The following is a 17,759-nucleotide window of genomic DNA, read 5'->3' as shown; positions in this document are numbered from 1 at the left end:
CCTATGTTCAAGGTTTTTCGCCACAGGGTTTACAAGAGTGCGGGGTTTACCCTCACCGAGCTTTTGGTCTCGCTGGTGGTAGCCTCGATCTTTCTGTTGGCCACGGGCATGATCGTCATTGAAACCATGCGGGTGGATCGGGAAGAGACAGGGCGCACCCAGGTGCAGGCAGAGCTGACCCAGGCCATGCAGTATATCCAGCAGGATCTGGCAGAGGCGCTTTACATCTACAACGATGCGGAACAGCCCAACGGAGACGGAACGCCAGATCTCATCCAAAGGCTTTACACCCCCGGCTGGATTCGCCGCCCCAATGGTGCCGTTCCGGTTGTCGCTTTTTGGAAGCTGAATCCGATCCCACGCGATTGCTATCAAGGCCCTCCGACCTTGCAACAAATTCGAGAAGGCCGAGTAACTTTGAAGGAGAGACCTACGGGTATTTCCGAAGCTGACTGGGATAACATCCGCAGCCGCCGCAACATCTATACCTTGGTTGTGTACTACTTGCAACGTAACTACAACAACGCCGGTAACCCAGACGGCAGCACCCCCTGGGAGGGCAATGCGCGCATTGCTAGGTTTGAGTTGCAACCTTTCAATGATACATGCATTGAGCGCAGCCCATTCTTCAGGGTTGATCCCGATCCATATCGGCAAGGCTTCCTTGACTGGCCCGCTGAGAAGGATCTTCAAGATCTCGAGCGGAGGGGGACACCCCAGGAACCCATTGCCGCGGCAGGCAATCGAGGCCCTCGTCTTGTAACTCTGGTCTCCAACATCTTCAGCAGCCGACAGGGAAGTCCGCAGGTTGCGCCGAATTGCCCACAGGGCTATGCCTTTGGAGGGGGTAGGCCCAATGGAGTCACTTTCTCAGGCCTAGAGGTCAATCAAAACGACGTGGGCTTCCATGTTTGCGTCCGGCGCAGCGCCGCCGCCAGCCTTCCCCAAGATGTGATTGTTACCATCACGGCAACTGCCATGGAGCGATCCAATCCCGGCCTGTTCCGGCGCTACATCCAAGATGCCACCAGCGTTGATGCGGAGCAGGTGTCGCGGTATCTGACGACAATGCAAACTCAGGTGTTGGCCCGTGGTGTGTTTAATCGTCAAGCCTAGTCAAGCCTATGTGACTTGCCCCGAAGGAGGATTCCTACCTATGTTGGCCTCGACGAGCAGATTCAGACGGATTGCACCTGCCCAGATGAAGGGCTTTACCCTGGTAGAACTCTTAGCGGTCACCGTCATCATCGGCATCTTGGCCGCGCTAGCCGTTCCCTCTGGGATCAATATCTGGGCGCGGATCCAGCTTGATGATGCGCAAAACAAGGTGGAGCGGGCTTTGCGCACCGCCCGCACCAATGCCAGGGCTTCTCTCTTGGGCCGAGCTTGGGTGGTGAGGGTGGACAATTCGGAGCCGAATGTACCGACTCTGGTTATTCAAGATGAGCAGGGCCTTTGCGATGAACCCACCCCCTGTCAGCGGGTGCGCCTGAATAATTTTGTAACCGTCAACAGTATCTTCCCTGATGAAGTGACATCCACTTTAATTGCCATACCAGAGCGGTCAACTTTAATTGCCATACCAGAGCGGTCAGTGGAGGTTATGCGGTCAGTGGAGGTTGAGGTTATAGAGAAAGCCCCCACCTTCGCCAACGGGAGGCCAGTTTTTGAATCCGATGGCCGCGCCCGTCAACTGGATCGCTTTGTGGTCAGCAGCCCTGATGAAGTGACATCCACTTTAATTGCCATACCAGAGCGGTCAACTTTAATTGCCATACCAGAGCGGTCAGTGGAGGTTATGCAGTCAGTGGAGGTTGAGGTTATAGAGAACGCCCCCACCTTCGCCAACGGGGGGGCAGTTTTTGAATCCGATGGCCGCGCCCGTCAACTGGGTCGCTTTGTAGTTAGCAGCACCTACTCCCAGGGCGAAAACCGCTGCGTGGTGGTGAGCACCTTGATAGGCACCATCCGCAAGGACAACGACCCGGCTTGTGCAAGTAGAACAGATGCAGAAGACTAGCCAGGCTTGCAACCTTCTTGAAAGAGGGTAGGATGGTCAGGCCGATGTTTTTGGGTGGAGCATGGCTTCTCCTTCCCTGATCCCTCAGGAAAAAACTTTCCCTTGGCAAACTCGTCAGCCTGCTTTGCTGGTGCTGGCGGATGGCACTTCCTTTGCCGGTTGGTCTTTTGGGGCGCCGGGCACGGCGGTGGGCGAGGTGGTGTTTAACACGGGCATGACCGGCTACCAGGAGGTGATCACCGATCCTAGCTACCGGGGGCAGATGGTTACCTTCACCTGTCCGGAGCTGGGAAACACCGGAGTCAATGAGCTGGACGAAGAATCGGCTCGGCCCCAAGTCGCGGGGGTGATTGCCCGCAATGTATCGCGCTTGGCCAGCTCCTGGCGGGCTACTTCCACCCTTCCCCACTATCTGCAACAGCATGGGATCCCGGCCATTGCTGGGGTAGATACGCGGGCTTTGGCACGGCGGCTGCGCTCCCAGGGGGTGATGAACGGGGCCCTTTCCACGGAGACTTTGGATCCCCAGGTTTTGTTGGAGCGGGTGCGCCAGGCCCCTTCCATGCAGGGGTTGAGCTTGGTGGCGGAAGTTACTACTCCTCAACCCTACGAGTGGCTGGAACCTACCCCCGCCGACTGGGACTATGGGCGCAGCCAAGGGATCCCAGTGCCGGAGCCGCCCCTGCGGGTGGTGGCCTTGGATTTCGGCGTTAAGCGCAACATTCTGCGCCGCCTTACCCGCTATGGCTGTCGCGTCATGGTGTTGCCGGCCAATGCCAGCCCGGAGCAGATTTTGAGTTACAACCCCGATGGGATCTTCCTCTCCAATGGGCCAGGGGATCCCGCCGCTGAGACGACTGCCATCCGCACCACGCAAGCGCTGCTGCAAACCGGGAAGCCCCTATTTGGGATTTGCCTGGGCCATCAGATTCTCAGTTTGGCCCTAGGGGGATCCACCTACAAGCTCAAGTTTGGCCACCGCGGCCTCAACCATCCCTGTGGGCTGGACAAGCAAGTGGAGATCACCAGCCAAAACCACGGGTTTGCGGTGGATGCCGACTCGATCCCTGCCGATGAGGTCACGATCAGCTACCTCAACTTGAATGACCACACCGTAGCCGGGATCCGCCACCGTCACCTGCCCCTGTTTTCTGTGCAGTATCACCCGGAAGCCAGCCCCGGCCCCCACGACGCCGATCACCTCTTCCGGGAGTTTGTGGAGCTAATGCTGCAGCACCGCCGTTTAGCGGGATAGGTGGGCTAGACGCAGAGCAAGGGCCTCGCGCGCTTCTTCCCGGTCGTCAAAGTGAATCTTCTCAGTGCCTAGGATCTGGTAGTCTTCGTGGCCTTTACCGGCAATGACCACCGTATCCCCTGGCTGGGCTGCGAGGATGGCCAGGCGAATGGCCTGCCGCCGATCCACCTCCACCGCCCTGGGAGATCCAGGGATCCCGGCCAAAATATCCCGTAGGATCTGCTGGGGATCTTCGGTGCGGGGGTTGTCGGAGGTAACGATCACCTGATCGGCCCAGGTGGCGGCAATGCGGCCCATCTGCGGTCGTTTGCCCCGATCCCGATCCCCGCCACAGCCAAAGACACAGATAAGCTGACCTTGCACCTGGGAGCGCAGGGCCTTGAGCAGGTTTTCCAGCCCGTCGGGGGTGTGGGCATAGTCCACAATCACCGCGATATCCTGCCCCGGCAGGGTCACCCGCTCCACCCGCCCCGGCACCCCTGGAAAATGGGGCAGAGCCGACTGGATGGTCTCGACAGGGATCCCCAAGTGCAGGGCTACCCCCACCGCCGCCAGCAGGTTGGCCAGGTTGAAGGATCCCACCAGGGGGGCCTCCACGGCAAAGGCGCCAGAGGGGGTGTGGAGCGTCGCCTGTAAGCCGCTGGGGTGCAATTGAACGTTGCTGGGCCAGAGGCCGGGGATCCCCTGCAGGGGCTGCAGAGAATAGGCCCAGGGATCCAAAGAGGGTTGGATGGCCTGCAAAAGCCGCCGTCCCCCGGCATCGTCGGCGTTGATCACCGCCCGCCCTTGGAGATATTCCTGTCGGAAGAGGGTGGCTTTGGCCTGCCAGTAGTTCTCCATGCTGCCGTGGAAATCCAGGTGATCCTGGGTAAGGTTGGTCCAGACGGCAGCGGCAAAGGAACATCCCCACACCCGATCTTGAGCGAGAGCATGGGAGCTCACCTCCATCACCGCCACCTCCGCCCCGGCTCTCTGGGCTTCCCTGAGGCTGCGCTGCAGTTCAGGCGGAAAAAGGGTGGTGTGGGGAGCAACTTCGCTGTGGCCCGGCCAGCGGTTGTACAGAGTGCCCAGCAAAGCGGTGGAGCGACCGGCAGCCTGCACCAAATGTTCAATGAGATGGGTGGTGGTGGTTTTGCCGTTGGTGCCCGTTACCCCCACCAAGGTCAGTTGACGGGCGGGAAAACCATAGAAAGCCGCCGCCACCTGGGCCACGGCCTTGGGGAGAGCCTCGCGCGGCATAAGCAGGATAGGCTGCTGCGACAGCAACTCCTGAGAAGACAAGCTCTCCCACGCCTCCTGGGAGATCAGGGCGGCCACTGCCCCTGCCGCCAGGGCCTGGGCCACGAAGCAACCCCCATCCACGCGGGATCCCGGCATCCCCAAGAAGAGATCCCCCGGCTGTACCTGGCGAGAGTCGGCACAGAGGCCCCAGACCTGCACCCCCTCCAGGGATCCCTGGGCCAATTGAGGCTGGATCCCAGCTTGGTGGAGCAATTTGGACAAAGTGATCCCAGCAGTTTCCATCGTTGCCACTCCCCACAGCTTTGCCGGTTAGGGTAGCGGCCAGGGATTGCCGCCGTCAAATTAGGCCAGGGCTTCCTCCAGCTTTTGCTTGGCCCACAGAGAAGCGTAGAGGCCCTTCTCGTCCGCCAGCAATTCGGCATGGGATCCCTTCTGCACAAGGCGGCCCTGGTCCATCACCCAAATCTGATCGGCCTCCACCGCAGCCGTAAGGCGATGGGTGATGAAGATCACCGTTTTCTGGGCCGTGACCCGACGCAGATGGCGAAGAATGGCCTGAGCCGTCTGATTGTCCACGCTGGAGAGAGAGTCATCCAGGATCAAGATGGGAGCATCCACCAGTAAAGCCCGAGCCAAGGCCACCCGCTGTCGCTGGCCACCGGAGAGGGTAATGCCCCGCTCTCCCACCAGAGTGTCGTAGCCCTTGGGAAAGTTGAGGATCTCGGCGTGGATGTGGGCGGCTTTGGCAGCCCATTCCACCTCCCAATCTTCGGCATCCGGCTTGCCGTAGCGAATGTTATCCCGGACCGTGGCGCTGAACAGGAAGCTCTCCTGGGGCACATAGGCAATGGCCCGGCGCAGGGATCCCAGTTGAATCTGGGTGATATCCTGCCCATCCAAAAACAGTTGCCCCGGCTGGATCTCCAGCAGCCGAAGAAGGGCATTGGCCAGAGTGGACTTGCCCGCCCCAATCGGCCCCACCACCGCCACCATCTGGCCCGGTTCTATGCAAAAGTGCAAATCCTCTAGAGCCGGAGCTGCCGCAGGGCCGGCGAAGGCAAACGCGAGACCTCTGGCCTCGAGGCGACCCTGCACCCTCTCCAGAGACAACGGCAAAGCGCCTGGGGCGTCTCGGATGGTGGGTTCTACCCCCAACAGAGCATCGATCCGCTCCAAGCTGACCTGCCCCCGCTGGTAGGCCGTGATGGTGAAGCCCAGCAGGGCGGTGGGAAATACCAACCGTTCCACGTAGAGGGTGAGGGCCGAAAAATCCCCGATGGTCAGCGTCCCTGCCGCAATCTGCGGCCCCCCCACCGCCAGCAGTAGCAACAAACTGAGGCTGACCAGCGCCACCAAAGAAGGGAAAAGCAAGTTGCGAGTGAGGGCCAAGCGCAAATTGGCCTGCAGCAGCCGCTGGTTCTGGCGGCGAAACTCCCGCTGCTCGTGCTGTTCCTGGCTGTACACCTTGATCAGGGCAATGCCGTTCAGGTCCTCTTGAATGAGATCGCTCAGATCCGCCAACTCCTGCTGCACCTGGAGCTGCTCCTGCTGCAGGCGGTTGCTGCTCAACTTCACCAGCACCAACATCACCGGAAACACCGACAGCGCCAAGGTGCTCAGACGGGGCTCGATGCCAAACATGGCGGGCAAGGTGGTGGCATAGGCAAAGATCGTGTTGGCCAAATTGAGTAGGGCGAACCCCAACAGGCGGCGGATGTTTTCCACATCGCTGGTGATGCAGGTGAGAATGTCCCCGATGGTCTGCTGGGCAAAGTAGGAAGGCTGCAGGGTGAGCAAATGCTCGAAGATGGCTTGCTTGAGGTGAAACTCCACCTGCCGTCCCACCCCAAACATCCACACCCGCGAGGCAATGCGAATGCCCATCATCAGGCTGGAGACGACCAGCACCGTTAGGGCGTAAAGGGCAATGCGCCGGGCCGACAAAGTGGCCAGGTTCTGGCTCAGGTCATCGATGACCAGCTTGACGTACCAGGGCAGGAACACCCCCAGGCCATTGACCAGGAGCAGGGATCCAATGCCCAACCCCACCTGTCGTCGATAGGGGCGCAGATAATGGGCCAACTGTCGGAGATGGGATCCCGATCCGGTCACTCACTTGCTCCCTGCATCCTCTTCCACTCTAGCGTTCAGCCGGATCCCCCCGGTAGGGATCAGGCCAGAACCTGAGCCGGGGCTTGCTGGGCCAGTTGCGCCGTTTCCCGCCGTGCCCAGGCATCTGCCTGCAAAATGTCCTCCAGGCTGGGATCGGCAATGACTTGATGCCGCTCACAAACCCGCTCCAAGAGACGGGGAATATCCAAAAAACGGATGCGCTCCTGCAAGAACAGGGCTACCGCCACTTCATTGGCTGCATTCAACACTGCCGGCAGCGTCCCCCCCCTCCGCCCGGCGGCATAGGCCAACTCCATGCAAGGATACTTGCGGTGATCCGGAGCCTTAAAGGTGAGGGATCCCAGCTTGACCAAATCGAGGGGATCCCAGGGGGTGGCCAGGCGTTCCGGCCAACTGAGGCCGTAGAGGATGGGCAGGTGCATGTCCGGCCAGCCCAACTGGGCCAGAACCGAGGTATCGGCCAGCTCGATCAGGGAGTGGACAATGCTCTGCGGGTGGATGAGGATGTCGATGTGGTCGTAGTCCAGGCCGAAGAGCCAGTGGGCCTCGATCACCTCCAGGCCCTTGTTCATTAGGGTAGCCGAGTCGATGGTGATTTTGCGCCCCATCACCCAATTGGGATGCTTGAGGGCATCGGCCAGGGTGACCTGATCCAATTTTTCGGCAGGCCAATCCCGAAAGGCGCCACCCGAGGCAGTCAACAGGATTCTTCGCAGGGATCCCGCCGGCACCCCCTGCAAACATTGGAAAATGGCCGAATGCTCAGAATCGACGGGGATCAGGTTCACCCCATACTCGCGCACCAGGGGCAGCACCACCGGCCCCCCTGCCACCAGGGTTTCTTTGTTGGCCAGGGCAATGTCTTTGCCGGCACGGATGGCCGCCAGGGTTGGCAATAAACCGGCGCAGCCGACGATCCCCGTCACCACCCGCTGGGCCGCCGGGTGAGCCGCCACCTGACACAGCCCCTCCGTTCCGGCCACCAACTCCGGCAGCGGTCGGATCCCCGTCAGCAGCGACCGCAGCTCCGGCAGCAGCTCCTCCCGGCCAATGGCAACCATCTGGGGCCGAAACCGCCGCACCTGCTCGGCCAAGAGGGCAACGTTGCTGTAGCTGGTCAGGCCAACAACCTGAAAACGCTCCGGATACTGGGCCACCAAGTCCAGAGTTTGGGTGCCAATCGAGCCGGTGGAGCCGAGCAAGGTGATGGCTTGCATAAAGGATCCCTTTACCCCTGAAAGAGCGTGAAGTCCTCCCAACGCAGACTTCCCCTCGCGCAACTTGCCCAAGGACTCCGTCCCGCTATTGCGAACGGCCCCACCTCGCGTTCGGGGATCCCTGCCTCACGCCCCTTCATCTTATTCTTATCTGGTTCTGATCTGGAATCTGTGGGCTCCCTCCGATCCCCGACAGCGGGATCCCTGAGCGGCTGTGGGGTCCGCGATGCCCCCCTTCCCCAGATTTTGGTTTCAAACCTTTCCCGACTGAGAACGCAGCCACTGGCTGAGCAGCGCCTCGATCAGCTCCGAAAGATCTTGATCCGATTCCAACAGGATGCGCTTCACGGCTCGGTGAGTCTCTTTGGGGATGTAGGCCGTCAATTTGACGTACTCAGAGCTGTTGGGCTTGGCGCCTGCTTCCGGTTGCTCGAGGGTCGGCTTGGGTTCTGGAATCTTGTAGGCTTGGGCGCTCAGCTTTTTCGGGGCGGGTCGGGCCGGGATCCCCTCTGGCTGCCGGTCGAGAAGGCGCTCAAACTTGCTCATGACGAGATTTCCTCCCCCACAGCAACGTAGTCTGACCAAGCTTGTTTGGCTCTCGGCTCTGGGATCTCGTGAACACAGACCCCCTCCAGAGCAGCCCGTTGAAAAGCCACCGTGCGGCGAATGGAATGGTGGCAGAGAGGAATCCCGACTTGCTTGAGAAAGTTGCGGGCCTCCGCTCCATCTCGGTTGGGCCAGGGGGGAACCAGCGTCAGCAAGACCTTGTAGTGCTTTGCCCCCAACCGGTCTAGGGCCTTGGCGGTCAGCATCAAGGCATCTAGAGCCAAGGCATCCGGGGAACAGGGCAAAAGCAGCAGATCACACCGCTGCGCCAGAGCGTGTAACTGTTCCGGGGTGGGACGGGCAGGGGTGTCAATCACCGTGTGCTGAAAGCCTGTGGGCGTGGGAGTGGTGGGATCCCCGGCCAATACCTTGATAGGAAAGGATGATCCCCGTTCTGCCCAGCGAGAGGCCGAGCGATTGGGATCGGCGTCGATCAACAGGGCCATCCCCGACCCACCCAAAGGGGCTGCCCCTTGTTTTTGCTGAAGGTAGAGGGCCAGGTGTACCGCCGTGGTGGTTTTGCCCACGCCCCCTTTGAACCCCAAGACCGCGATATTCATCTGCCACACACCCTCCCACCCTGGTTTTACTGCCCAGGTGCACGGGCGGCAAGAGGCAAAAGTGGGCATTGGGGTCTTGGGGCAACTCGGGAGAGCCGGCCGCGGGGAGAAGTTCTCCCGGTTGCGCAATCCTTAGGCTTCGCCGGTAGGATATCCTTGGCTGGCATAACCGGCTGGCTTTGGAGAATCTGACCATGCCTCATCTCTCGCGATCCCATTCCCCCCTTGGCTTGGCTCGCTCCTGGTCTGTTCTGCTGGGGTTGAGTCTGGCCTTGAGTGTGAGCGCCTGTGGCGGTGGCGGTTCCAGTCGCCTGCTTCCCCCAGTCTCGGCCCCTCCCACAGGACGAATTGAGGGATCCCATTTCGACGATCTCAACGGCAATGGGCTGCGGGATCCGGGGGAGCCGGGGCTGCCGGGCATTACCACGTTTTTGGACTTAAACGGCAATGGCCGCCTCGACTCGGGGGAGCCCAGCACCGTCAGCGATGCCAGCGGTAACTTTCGCTTCTCCAACTTGCCCCCTGGCACCTACCGCGTCACCGCCCTTTTGCCCCCAGGGCGAGTGTTCACCACGCCGCGCTCAGGCTTGGGGCTGGAGCGGATTGTGGGCGGCAGACCTGCTCCCGAAGGGGCCTTTCCCTGGATGGTGGCCTTGCTGAACGCGGCTGAGCCAGATCCTTTTCAAGCGCAGTTTTGCGGCGGATCCCTGATCGCGCCGGAGTGGGTAGTTACCGCTGCCCATTGTTTTTTCGACGAACAAGGCAAGCAGGTAGTGAGTGCCCAAAATCTGGATCTGCTGTTGGGTACCAACCGCCTACAAATCGGCGCCGGTCAACGCATTCGCGCCGCGCAAATTGTCCTCAACCCCGGCTACAACCCCCAGGTGGGGAAACTCGGGGGGAACGACATTGCCCTGGTGCGCCTTTCTCGGCCAGTAGCTTTGGCCACCCTGCCGCTGGTGCAGCCCAACCAAACCAACCTGACGGCCCCCGGCACTGCCGCCACCATCCTCGGCTGGGGAGCTACCTTCCCCCGCGCCCTGGATCAAGAACCCAGCGGCTTTCCCCGAGATTTGCAGCAGGCCACCGTTCCCATCGTCTCCAATGCGGTGTGCAACGCGCCCCAATCCTACAATGGCACCATTTTGGATACTATGCTCTGCGCCGGCTTTCCCCAGGGAGGAGTCGATACGTGTCAGGCTGATAGCGGTGGGCCTTTGATTGTGTCCAGTGGCACGGGTTTTGCCCTGGCCGGAATCACCAGTTTTGGCATCGGCTGCGCCCAGCCCAATTTCTATGGGGTGTATACGCGGGTGTCTAGCTTCGCCGGTTTTGTGCAATCGGTAATCGGCAGTGCCCCCAGCCCAACTCCAGCACCACCCTCCCCTCCACCCCCCACCGGGACAACTGCTTCATTCGTTGTCAATTTGAGGGAAGGTGAGGTGGTTGCGGGGCTCAACTTTGGCAGCCGGGCGCAGTGAACACGAACTGTGGCAGCAAGCAGTGGTGTGGCGATCGTTTAGCTAGGCCGCCGTTCGCGCTAGCGGGACGGAGTCCTTGAAGCCCCGCCCTCTGTCCGTAGGACGAGGGTCGGAATGAAAGGCGGACATCCCCTGTTCTATAATCAACCTGGCTGTGCAAAACGGCATTGCCGGAATCTGGTACAGCTACGCGGTGGGGCATCCCGTGTCTGCTCGTGGAGGGTTCTTGCACTAGCTCCCCAATGAAGCGAGAAGCCCGCTCCGTACCGCCAGCAGTCGGAGTCGGGAGTATGTCACGATAGGGATCCCTGTTGTAACCAAACCCATTTGATTGACGGAGGAGATGTCTTTCCTATGACCCAAGTGACGATTGGCGAAAACGAAGGGATCGAATCGGCGCTGCGCCGCTTCAAGCGCCAGGTTTCTAAGGCGGGCATTTTGCGGGATTTGCGCAACCATCGGCACTTTGAAACCAACCTAGAAAAGCGCAAGCGCAAAGCGGTGGCCGTCCGGCGCAACCGCCGCAAGTCCATGGCCTAGGCTACTGCCGACACTCGGAAATCTGAACCCCTCTGAACAGGGCTTGTGGCCTTGCCTGAGGTTCTGACGTTAGTTTCTCGGAATCTGGGTTGGGCCAGCCTGCAGGGATCCGCTCAGCACGTCGATTTCCAGCATCAGTTCTTCGCCAACATAGCTCTCGGGCAAAGGAGCAAAGGGGGCTGAGCGCTGGATGGCACTGAGCACGGCTGCATCCAACAGGGGATCTTCTGAGGGGGTTTGCAGGCGCAGTTCCCGCAGGGATCCCTGTCGATCCAGACGCACCTGCACCACTGTTACGTAGGATCCGGATGCCCGCCGTACCATCCAGTGTTGGCGAACCCTTTCTTGGAATTGAGCCAAGTAGTCTCCCCAATCCGGATCGGCGACGGCATTGAGGCTGGGTGGGCCTGCCCGCGAGGACTCTATCCCACTGGTGCGACCAAGGCTGGAGCTGTGGGATCCGGTAGGAAAAGTCGGGGGCAAGGTGGGAGAAGGCTCTTCCAACGGGGCTGCGATCGGCTCTGGAGAGGGCAAAGTTGGATGCGGATCCGCTGGAGCCGACAGGTAGGGTTGTGGCAAAACCTCAGGAGAACTTGCTGCTCTTTCGGGTTGAGGCTTGAGGGATTGAGCAGGAGAGATCTGAGCCGATTTGGTCTCCACTGCTGCTGCCGAGGAGGTAGCCAGTAGGCTTTGCAGATGCCGACGATAGTCCTGCAGTTGCTGGCGCTGTGGAGAGGACAGAGGCCAGTGATCCAGCCATTCTTCCGTCAGATGTAGCGCCTCCGCCCAATTGTGATCGGCAACTGCCTGCTCCAGAGCTGCTAAACCCGCTGATAGATTTTCTAACCTGGCCTCTGGCTGCTGCTGAGGAGAGGCAGAGTCGCGGTTGGGTTGGGGCATCTCAAGCTCCCTTGGGGATGGGGGGAGGATCCCAGGGACAGGACTCCCTGCGGCTGAGGCAACCAAAGGCTGTGCCGCCGCAGAAGTGGCCTCTTCACTTGGGCTGGGCACTTGCGACTGCCGCACCGATACATCGTCCCAGGGTTCAGAGACACCGGACTCACGGGCGGAGACGGGCGCAATCCACTGCGGCTCTGGGGGCGGCTCGTCTGCCACCTCCACCCACTGAAAGGGGAGGATCTCCTCCTCTTCCCGGATCCTAGGCTGCCAACCCACCCAGCTCATCGCGATGAAATGCAACCCTGCCGAGAGCACATTGGCCAGCCCCAGACGCCAAGGTAAGGAGCGGCGTTCCTGCTCTCGTTTTTGTTGAGAACGGCTGAGGCGAGGATCTGGATCCGTCAGTTGGTTTGGCCGGCTCTCAGCAGCCGGTTCTGGTTCGAGAGAGCTGAGCTCTGCGGCAGGTTGGGCCGGGATCCCTGTGTTACGGAGATCTCGGTTGGGGTTCAATTCGTTTTGCACCTTTCCACCTCTCCCCACAGCCACATGCCAACAGAAGCCCACTGACACTTTTCTACTTCCCTCAATCAATAGCCCATCTCTGGATAGAGGGGGAGTTGTCGATGTCCAAACGCGACCGCTGTGGCAGGGCAAAGCTGTGTTGGCTTATACGGACTTCTGCCATTTCAACGCCTATCTTTTTCACGGGGGGCGGTGCTTTGAGCCACCTAGGCTCACGAAAAGCCAGCTCATGATTCTCCGAACTAGAGCTTGTGGAGCGGGTTTATGCTTGTTACCCAGCAACCTGTCCTGAGGCGGTTTTGGTACCCCGTGATCCCGATGTCGGCCCTGGAAACCGGCCCACAAGCTTTCACGCTGCTGAAGACTCCTCTGGTGCTTTGGCTCAATGAGTCAGGGCAGCCTTGCGCCGTCTTGGATCGTTGCTGCCATCGCTCGGCCCAACTTTCCAAAGGGGTTGTTTGCAATGGCCACATCCGCTGCCCCTATCACGGCTGGGAGTTTGACGGCTCCGGCACCTGTGTGAAGGTGCCCCAACTTACAGACAACTTCATCCCCCCTACCTACAAGGTGGAGGGGTTTCGCTGCCAAGAGCGCTATGGCTATGTTTGGGTGGCATTGGCGGATCCCTTGACCGATATTCCCGAGATCCCAGAGGTGGCGGATTCCCGGTTTCGCCAAATTCATCAGTTCTATGAGGTCTGGAAATGCGCCGGCCTGCGCCTGATGGAAAACTCCTTTGACAATGCCCATCTCCACTTCGTCCATCACCAGAGCTTTGGGGTGATCTCCGAGCCTGTACCCCCAGATCTGGACAGCCTTGAAGAACTGGAATATGACCTTCGGGCCACCTCTGTTTTGCCGGTGTTCAACAGTGACTTGCAGAAGCAAAACTTGCGGATGTCAGAGGATCGCACAGTGCGTATCCTGGAGGGCACCTGGTTTATGCCTTTTGGTCGCAAGCTCAAAATCACCTACCCCAACGGCCTCATCCACATCATTTTCACAGCGGCTACCCCCATCGACGACCAAACCTCGCAGGTGGTGCAATTCTGTTTGCGCAACGATTCAGAAGCAGAGGTGAGTGGTAAACTACCCGACTCCGACCGCTAAAGCGGTACGGAGCGGGCTTTCAGTAGCCCTGAGCCTGCTCTGCTCTACCAGAGAACAAAACAGGCCCGAACCTCTAGGCTGGTTTACGACAGCCCCCAAGAGCGCAATCACATTCGCACCATTCAAATCCGCATCCCCTTCCCATCCACAGTGCCCACACTTGAACGACTTGCCACTGCGGTAGGACTTGCCCTGCTCAGGGTGGATGTGTAAGCACCGGTGACAGGTCTGCGACGTGTAAGCAGGCGGCACAGGAATCAGAGAAACCCCTGCAACCCTCGCCTTGTATTCCAGAAACTGGCGTAGTTGGTAGAACGCCCAACTGTTGGCCCTGCGCCGCTCGGCTTTGCTGCGCGGCTGTTGATTGACTCTTTTCCGGATCCCTGTCAGGTCTTCCAGGGCGATAGCGCTGTTGGTAGCTTTTGCCCTAGAGACAATAGCTTTGGAGATGCGATGATTGACCCACGCCTGAAAACGTCTCTCCTTGCCAGACAGCCGTTGCAGCAGTTCTCTGCATCTGCGCCGCGAACTGCGTGTGCCCTTACTGGCTTTGCGTTGGAGTGCCGCCCTCAATCGAGAGTAGTGGTCTCGGACTCTGTTCAACTGCTGTCCATTCCAGTTGTCCCCCTCTGACGTATGGGCAATATCCGTCCTCCCCAAGTCCACCCCCAGCACTCTGCCCGTGCGTTGCGGCGGGGATGGCTCCGCTTCCACACAGATTTGAATGGAGTAGGAGCCGTCTTTACGCTTGACCAGGGTGGCAGATTTGGGGTTGGAACCAGCCAGCCGTTCTCTCTGGTAGCGGCCAATCGCCAGCTCAAAGCGCTCCCGACCCTCCACCGTGGTCAGCGACACCGACCAGTCTTTCTCGCGGAACGAAAAGATACGAGCGTCGTAGGTAGCGAAGCCCCCTTTGAACGCTTTGACGGGGCGGTTTTTCTGTTGGGCAACTTTACGGGCGCCGGCCAGCCGCCTGCAGACCTGCTGAGCCAAGTTACTGGACAAGCCGAACCGGGCACGGATTTCGCGGTAGCACAGAGACTGGAGCTTAACGGCGTTGGCGACTTTCTCGGGTGTGTTTTGGTTGACCCAGTTCAAGGCTTGGCCAAAAGCCTCCAAAGTCGCGTCCAATTTGGCGGCTTGCGACGGGGACGCCTTGAGCTTGCAGGATACGGTCAGGACTTGGGTCATAGTTCTATTGTAACCTCGCATTCCTCTCGGCACTGACCCTACGGGTACAGTGCGGGGCTCCTGCGATTTCTAGCTGAGAGTATCATCGCCTTCGATCGGCAGGTGACCCTTGAGGATCAACGGGTTCTGGAAAGCACCGACTATGACGTTCCCCTCGATATCAAGGCGGAGCAGCACATGTTTACCGATAAACCCAGCATCGTCATGCGTCGCAAGCTGGCTGCCCTCTTGAAAGCTCACGGAGAGGTGGAAGCGCGGCGGAGCAGGGATCCTGAACTCACGCCAATGGTCGGGCAGACCCAAAAGAGGGGCCGAAGCAGCCCCCCTTCTTGGGTTTGAGTGTCTCGATTGGATTTCTCGTTAGACCAGAAAGAAGCGCTTTCCCCGTAACTTGAACTACTTGATCTTGACGGTAGCGCCGGCTTCTTCCAGCTTCTTCTTGATGTCGTTGGCTTCCTCTTTGGCAACCCCTTCTTTGACGGGTTTGGGAGCCGCCTCGACCAGATCTTTGGCATCCTTCAGACCCAAGCCGGTCAACTCGCGCACCACCTTGAGGATGGCGATCTTCTTGTCGGCTGGCACAGCCTCGAGGATGACATCAAAGGCAGTTTGCTCTTCCACCGGCTCAGGGGCTGCCGCCGGAGCTGCCGCCGCCGCTGCCACAGGAGCTGCCATGACCATACCGCCGGCTGGGGCTGCTGCACTGACGCCAAAGGTTTCCTCGATGGCTTTCACCAGCTCGGAAGCTTCCAGCAAGCTCAAGGCTTTCAACTCTTCCAAAATCTTTGCAACGCGCTCTGAAGACATGATGGTTTCTCCTTGGGGGTAACAGAATCGATACACAGGTTTGGGCTGATGAACTGAAGCCCTTTATGCGGCCTCCTTGTCGGCAATGGCCCGGATGGCCCGCCCCAGAGAGGCTGGGATCTCGTGGATACCGCGCGCCACTTGCGTGGGCACAGCATTGAGCCCGACCGCCAGGCCGGTGGCCACCGACTTGAGGCTGCCCGCCACTTGGGCCATGAGCACTTCCTTGGGCGGTAGCTCGGCGATGGCCTTGGCCTGCTCCAAGGTCAGGGATAGCCCTTCAATGCCAGCACCGCGGAACTCGGTTTTCTTGGTTTGCTTGGCAAAATCTTGATACGCCTTCAGGGCGGCTGAAATATCGCCCCGAATCAAGATAAAGGCCGTCGGCCCCGCCAAAAAGGGAATGATCCCTGCCCAAGCTTTTTGGTCGGCGATGGCTCGCCGCATCAGGGTATTCTTAACAACCATGCAAACCGAATCCGACTTGCGCAGCTCTGCCCGCAGTTGGTCCATCTCCGCAACGGTCAGCCCCTTGTAGTCGATCACCAGCACCATTTGGCTGGCCTGCAGCAGGGATCGGACTTCATTGACGATCTCTGCTTTCTTGGCTACAGGTTGCTTGCCCATGCGCTCACCTCCTTTGTTGTCAATGGTCACCCAGGGTTGAACGGGTGGTGAATCTGGGTTCTGCCAAACAGAATGCGTCCCAGCCGTAGCCGAGACGCATGGAGATAGGCGCACCATCAAAAGCGATCCAAGAAGGGATCCCTTTGAACTTCGCTCAAACCTCGGCAGGACATTAAGCCCGCGGGCACCTGCTGTCTTCGGCTTGCTATTCGACTGGGGAAAGATGTTCTGCCGGGATCCTCCTCCAAATTACACTCACTCAAACCCTTTTCAACCCATCGCAGCGCCGAAGCCAGGCTTAGGTCGCCAACTTCAGCTCCCGCAGGGCATTGATATCAACCTCAATCGAGGGCCCCATTGTAGCAGAAACGTGTAGGGTTCGCCAATACTTGCCCTTGGCTCCAGAGGGACGGTTGCGATCGATGGACTCCTGCACTGCCTTTAGGTTCTCCAGCAGAGCTTCGACGGGGAACTTGCACTTGCCGAAGATCAAATGCACAATGCCGGTGCGATCCGCCCGGTACTCCAGCTTGCCGGCTTTAAACTCTTTGATCGCCTGGGCCAGATCCATGGTCACCGTTCCCCCCTTGGGAGAAGGCATGAGGCCGCGCGGCCCCAACAGCCGCCCCAGCTTGGCCACTTGGGGCATCACATCGGGGGTGGCGATCAGAAGGTCAAAATCCATCATGCCCTTGCTGATTTCCTCGATCAGGTCTTCATATCCAACCCGATCCGCCCCTGCATTTTGGGCCTCCACCACTTTCTCGCCGCGGGCAATCACCGCCACCCGGATCTCTTGGCCGGTGCCCCTGGGCAAGACCACGGTGGTGCGCAGTTGTTGGTCGGCGTACTTGGGATCGATCCCCAGGCGGATGTGAACCTCTGCCGCCTCCTCAAATTTGGCGGTGGCCGTCTCCTTCATCAGGGCCAAAGCCGCTTCGGGAGCATAGGCAATGGGCTTCACCTTCTCCCGCAAAGCCTGCATACGTTTGGAAAGCTTTCGAGCCATCGTTTCTCCTCGGGGTACTGACGAGAACTTCTCTCCCCCACAGTGGTTTGCTAGAACAACTTTTTCAAGACCGTGAACACCTCAGACCGGGCAAGGGATCCCTCCATCAATCCACCACCGTCACCCCCATGCTGCGAGCAGTTCCGGCAATAATTTTCATGGCCGCCTCCACATCGTGGGCATTCAAGTCCGGCAGCTTCTGCTCGGCGATCTGGCGCAGTTGAGCTCGGGTCAGGGATCCCACCTTGGTTTTGTGGGGCTCGCTGGAGCCAGACTCAATGCCCAGAGCCTTCTTGATCAACACCGAAGCTGGCGGCGTCTTGAGGACGAAGGTAAAGCTGCGATCCTCGAAGATGGAGATTTCAACAGGCACCACCATCCCGGCCTGATCCGCCGTCTTGGCGTTGTACTCCTTACAAAAGGCCATGATGTTGACCCCGTGTTGACCCAAGGCTGGGCCAATGGGGGGAGCGGGGGTGGCCTTGCCCGCCTGAATGGCCAACTTGACCACGGCCACCAACTTCTTAGCCATGAAACGC

The 17,759-nt window shown here is 59.6% G+C and carries 17 protein-coding genes, 1 pseudogene and 1 other annotated feature; of the genes and pseudogenes, 7 read left to right on the top strand and 11 right to left on the bottom strand.

What is annotated here, in order from left to right; translation table 11 throughout:
* Nucleotides 1-3 precede the first annotated feature (3 nt).
* The 3 genes from ACVWZJ_RS01585 to carA all read left to right on the top strand — a co-directional run bounded on the left by ACVWZJ_RS01585 (nucleotide 4) and on the right by carA (nucleotide 3,275).
* On the top strand, nucleotides 4-1,116 hold the full coding sequence (locus ACVWZJ_RS01585; RefSeq protein ID WP_457394180.1) for a PulJ/GspJ family protein: 1,113 nt from the start codon (nucleotides 4-6) through the stop codon (nucleotides 1,114-1,116).
* 40 nt (nucleotides 1,117-1,156) lie between these two features.
* Entirely contained in the window at nucleotides 1,157-2,020 is an 864-nt protein-coding gene (locus ACVWZJ_RS01580) for a pilus assembly FimT family protein (protein ID WP_011432865.1), read from the top strand.
* A 61-nt stretch (nucleotides 2,021-2,081) separates the two neighbouring features.
* Nucleotides 2,082-3,275: a glutamine-hydrolyzing carbamoyl-phosphate synthase small subunit gene (gene carA, locus ACVWZJ_RS01575; RefSeq protein ID WP_457394177.1), complete on the top strand. Its 1,194-nt coding sequence runs from the start codon at nucleotides 2,082-2,084 to the stop codon at nucleotides 3,273-3,275.
* Here the strand turns inward: carA and ACVWZJ_RS01570 are convergent.
* The 5 genes from ACVWZJ_RS01570 to ACVWZJ_RS01550 form a co-directional block, all read right to left on the bottom strand.
* Nucleotides 3,264-4,799, bottom strand: coding sequence for a UDP-N-acetylmuramoyl-L-alanyl-D-glutamate--2,6-diaminopimelate ligase (locus ACVWZJ_RS01570; RefSeq protein WP_457394174.1), 1,536 nt, complete (start codon nucleotides 4,797-4,799; stop codon nucleotides 3,264-3,266). The genes carA and ACVWZJ_RS01570 overlap by 12 nt on opposite strands.
* Before the next feature lie 60 nt (nucleotides 4,800-4,859).
* The gene (locus ACVWZJ_RS01565; protein WP_457394171.1) at nucleotides 4,860-6,629 is read right to left on the bottom strand and encodes an ABC transporter ATP-binding protein; all 1,770 of its coding nucleotides are present in this window, start codon (nucleotides 6,627-6,629) and stop codon (nucleotides 4,860-4,862) included.
* A gap of 59 nt (nucleotides 6,630-6,688) precedes the next feature.
* Nucleotides 6,689-7,867 carry a 1-deoxy-D-xylulose-5-phosphate reductoisomerase gene (locus tag ACVWZJ_RS01560; RefSeq protein ID WP_457394168.1) on the bottom strand — a complete coding sequence of 393 codons (1,179 nt, stop codon included), beginning with the start codon at nucleotides 7,865-7,867 and terminating at the stop codon, nucleotides 6,689-6,691.
* A 252-nt stretch (nucleotides 7,868-8,119) separates the two neighbouring features.
* Nucleotides 8,120-8,413 carry a hypothetical protein gene (locus ACVWZJ_RS01555; RefSeq protein WP_011432860.1) on the bottom strand — a complete coding sequence of 98 codons (294 nt, stop codon included), beginning with the start codon at nucleotides 8,411-8,413 and terminating at the stop codon, nucleotides 8,120-8,122.
* Nucleotides 8,410-9,033: a ParA family protein gene (locus tag ACVWZJ_RS01550; protein ID WP_414355822.1), complete on the bottom strand. Its 624-nt coding sequence runs from the start codon at nucleotides 9,031-9,033 to the stop codon at nucleotides 8,410-8,412. The genes ACVWZJ_RS01555 and ACVWZJ_RS01550 overlap by 4 nt, the downstream gene beginning before the upstream one ends.
* 194 nt (nucleotides 9,034-9,227) lie before the next feature.
* Here ACVWZJ_RS01550 and ACVWZJ_RS01545 point away from each other — a divergent pair, with 194 nt between their 5' ends.
* Both ACVWZJ_RS01545 and rpsU read left to right on the top strand, forming a co-directional pair.
* A complete protein-coding gene (locus tag ACVWZJ_RS01545; protein WP_457394164.1) occupies nucleotides 9,228-10,514 on the top strand; it encodes a trypsin-like serine protease in 1,287 nt (428 codons plus the stop codon).
* Nucleotides 10,515-10,868: 354 nt separating this feature from the next.
* Entirely contained in the window at nucleotides 10,869-11,054 is a 186-nt protein-coding gene (gene rpsU / locus ACVWZJ_RS01540; protein ID WP_011432857.1) for a 30S ribosomal protein S21, read from the top strand.
* 69 nt (nucleotides 11,055-11,123) lie between these two features.
* Here rpsU and ACVWZJ_RS01535 read toward each other — a convergent pair whose 3' ends face one another.
* The gene (locus tag ACVWZJ_RS01535) at nucleotides 11,124-12,476 is read right to left on the bottom strand and encodes a TonB family protein (RefSeq protein WP_457394161.1); all 1,353 of its coding nucleotides are present in this window, start codon (nucleotides 12,474-12,476) and stop codon (nucleotides 11,124-11,126) included.
* A gap of 264 nt (nucleotides 12,477-12,740) precedes the next feature.
* Between ACVWZJ_RS01535 and ACVWZJ_RS01530 the strand changes: the two genes are divergently transcribed.
* Nucleotides 12,741-13,586 carry a Rieske 2Fe-2S domain-containing protein gene (locus tag ACVWZJ_RS01530; protein ID WP_457394158.1) on the top strand — a complete coding sequence of 282 codons (846 nt, stop codon included), beginning with the start codon at nucleotides 12,741-12,743 and terminating at the stop codon, nucleotides 13,584-13,586.
* Here ACVWZJ_RS01530 and ACVWZJ_RS01525 read toward each other — a convergent pair.
* Nucleotides 13,566-14,777, bottom strand: a complete 1,212-nt coding sequence (locus ACVWZJ_RS01525) for an RNA-guided endonuclease InsQ/TnpB family protein (protein ID WP_457394155.1) — start codon at nucleotides 14,775-14,777, stop codon at nucleotides 13,566-13,568. The genes ACVWZJ_RS01530 and ACVWZJ_RS01525 overlap by 21 nt on opposite strands.
* 72 nt (nucleotides 14,778-14,849) lie before the next feature.
* Here ACVWZJ_RS01525 and ACVWZJ_RS01520 point away from each other — a divergent pair.
* A pseudogene (locus ACVWZJ_RS01520) lies at nucleotides 14,850-15,116 on the top strand (hypothetical protein); the annotation flags it as partial.
* Nucleotides 15,117-15,173: 57 nt separating this feature from the next.
* Here ACVWZJ_RS01520 and rplL read toward each other — a convergent pair.
* From rplL to rplK, 4 genes are all read right to left on the bottom strand, one after another.
* Nucleotides 15,174-15,584, bottom strand: a complete 411-nt coding sequence (gene rplL, locus ACVWZJ_RS01515; RefSeq protein WP_414329114.1) for a 50S ribosomal protein L7/L12 — start codon at nucleotides 15,582-15,584, stop codon at nucleotides 15,174-15,176.
* A gap of 63 nt (nucleotides 15,585-15,647) precedes the next feature.
* Nucleotides 15,648-16,211 (bottom strand): 50S ribosomal protein L10, encoded by a 564-nt coding sequence (gene rplJ / locus ACVWZJ_RS01510; RefSeq protein ID WP_457394152.1) that lies wholly within the window; start codon nucleotides 16,209-16,211, stop codon nucleotides 15,648-15,650.
* A 59-nt stretch (nucleotides 16,212-16,270) separates the two neighbouring features.
* Nucleotides 16,271-16,430, bottom strand: a sequence feature (ribosomal protein L10 leader region).
* A 79-nt stretch (nucleotides 16,431-16,509) separates the two neighbouring features.
* Nucleotides 16,510-17,220: a 50S ribosomal protein L1 gene (gene rplA / locus ACVWZJ_RS01505; protein WP_011432850.1), complete on the bottom strand. Its 711-nt coding sequence runs from the start codon at nucleotides 17,218-17,220 to the stop codon at nucleotides 16,510-16,512.
* A gap of 106 nt (nucleotides 17,221-17,326) precedes the next feature.
* Entirely contained in the window at nucleotides 17,327-17,752 is a 426-nt protein-coding gene (gene rplK, locus ACVWZJ_RS01500; protein WP_011432849.1) for a 50S ribosomal protein L11, read from the bottom strand.
* Nucleotides 17,753-17,759: the final 7 nt, after the last annotated feature.

It is taken from the genome of Thermostichus sp. OS-CIW-29 (assembly GCF_054058195.1).
The sequence above is the reverse complement of the archived record's forward strand: the minus strand, read 5'-3'. Positions and strand labels throughout refer to the sequence as shown.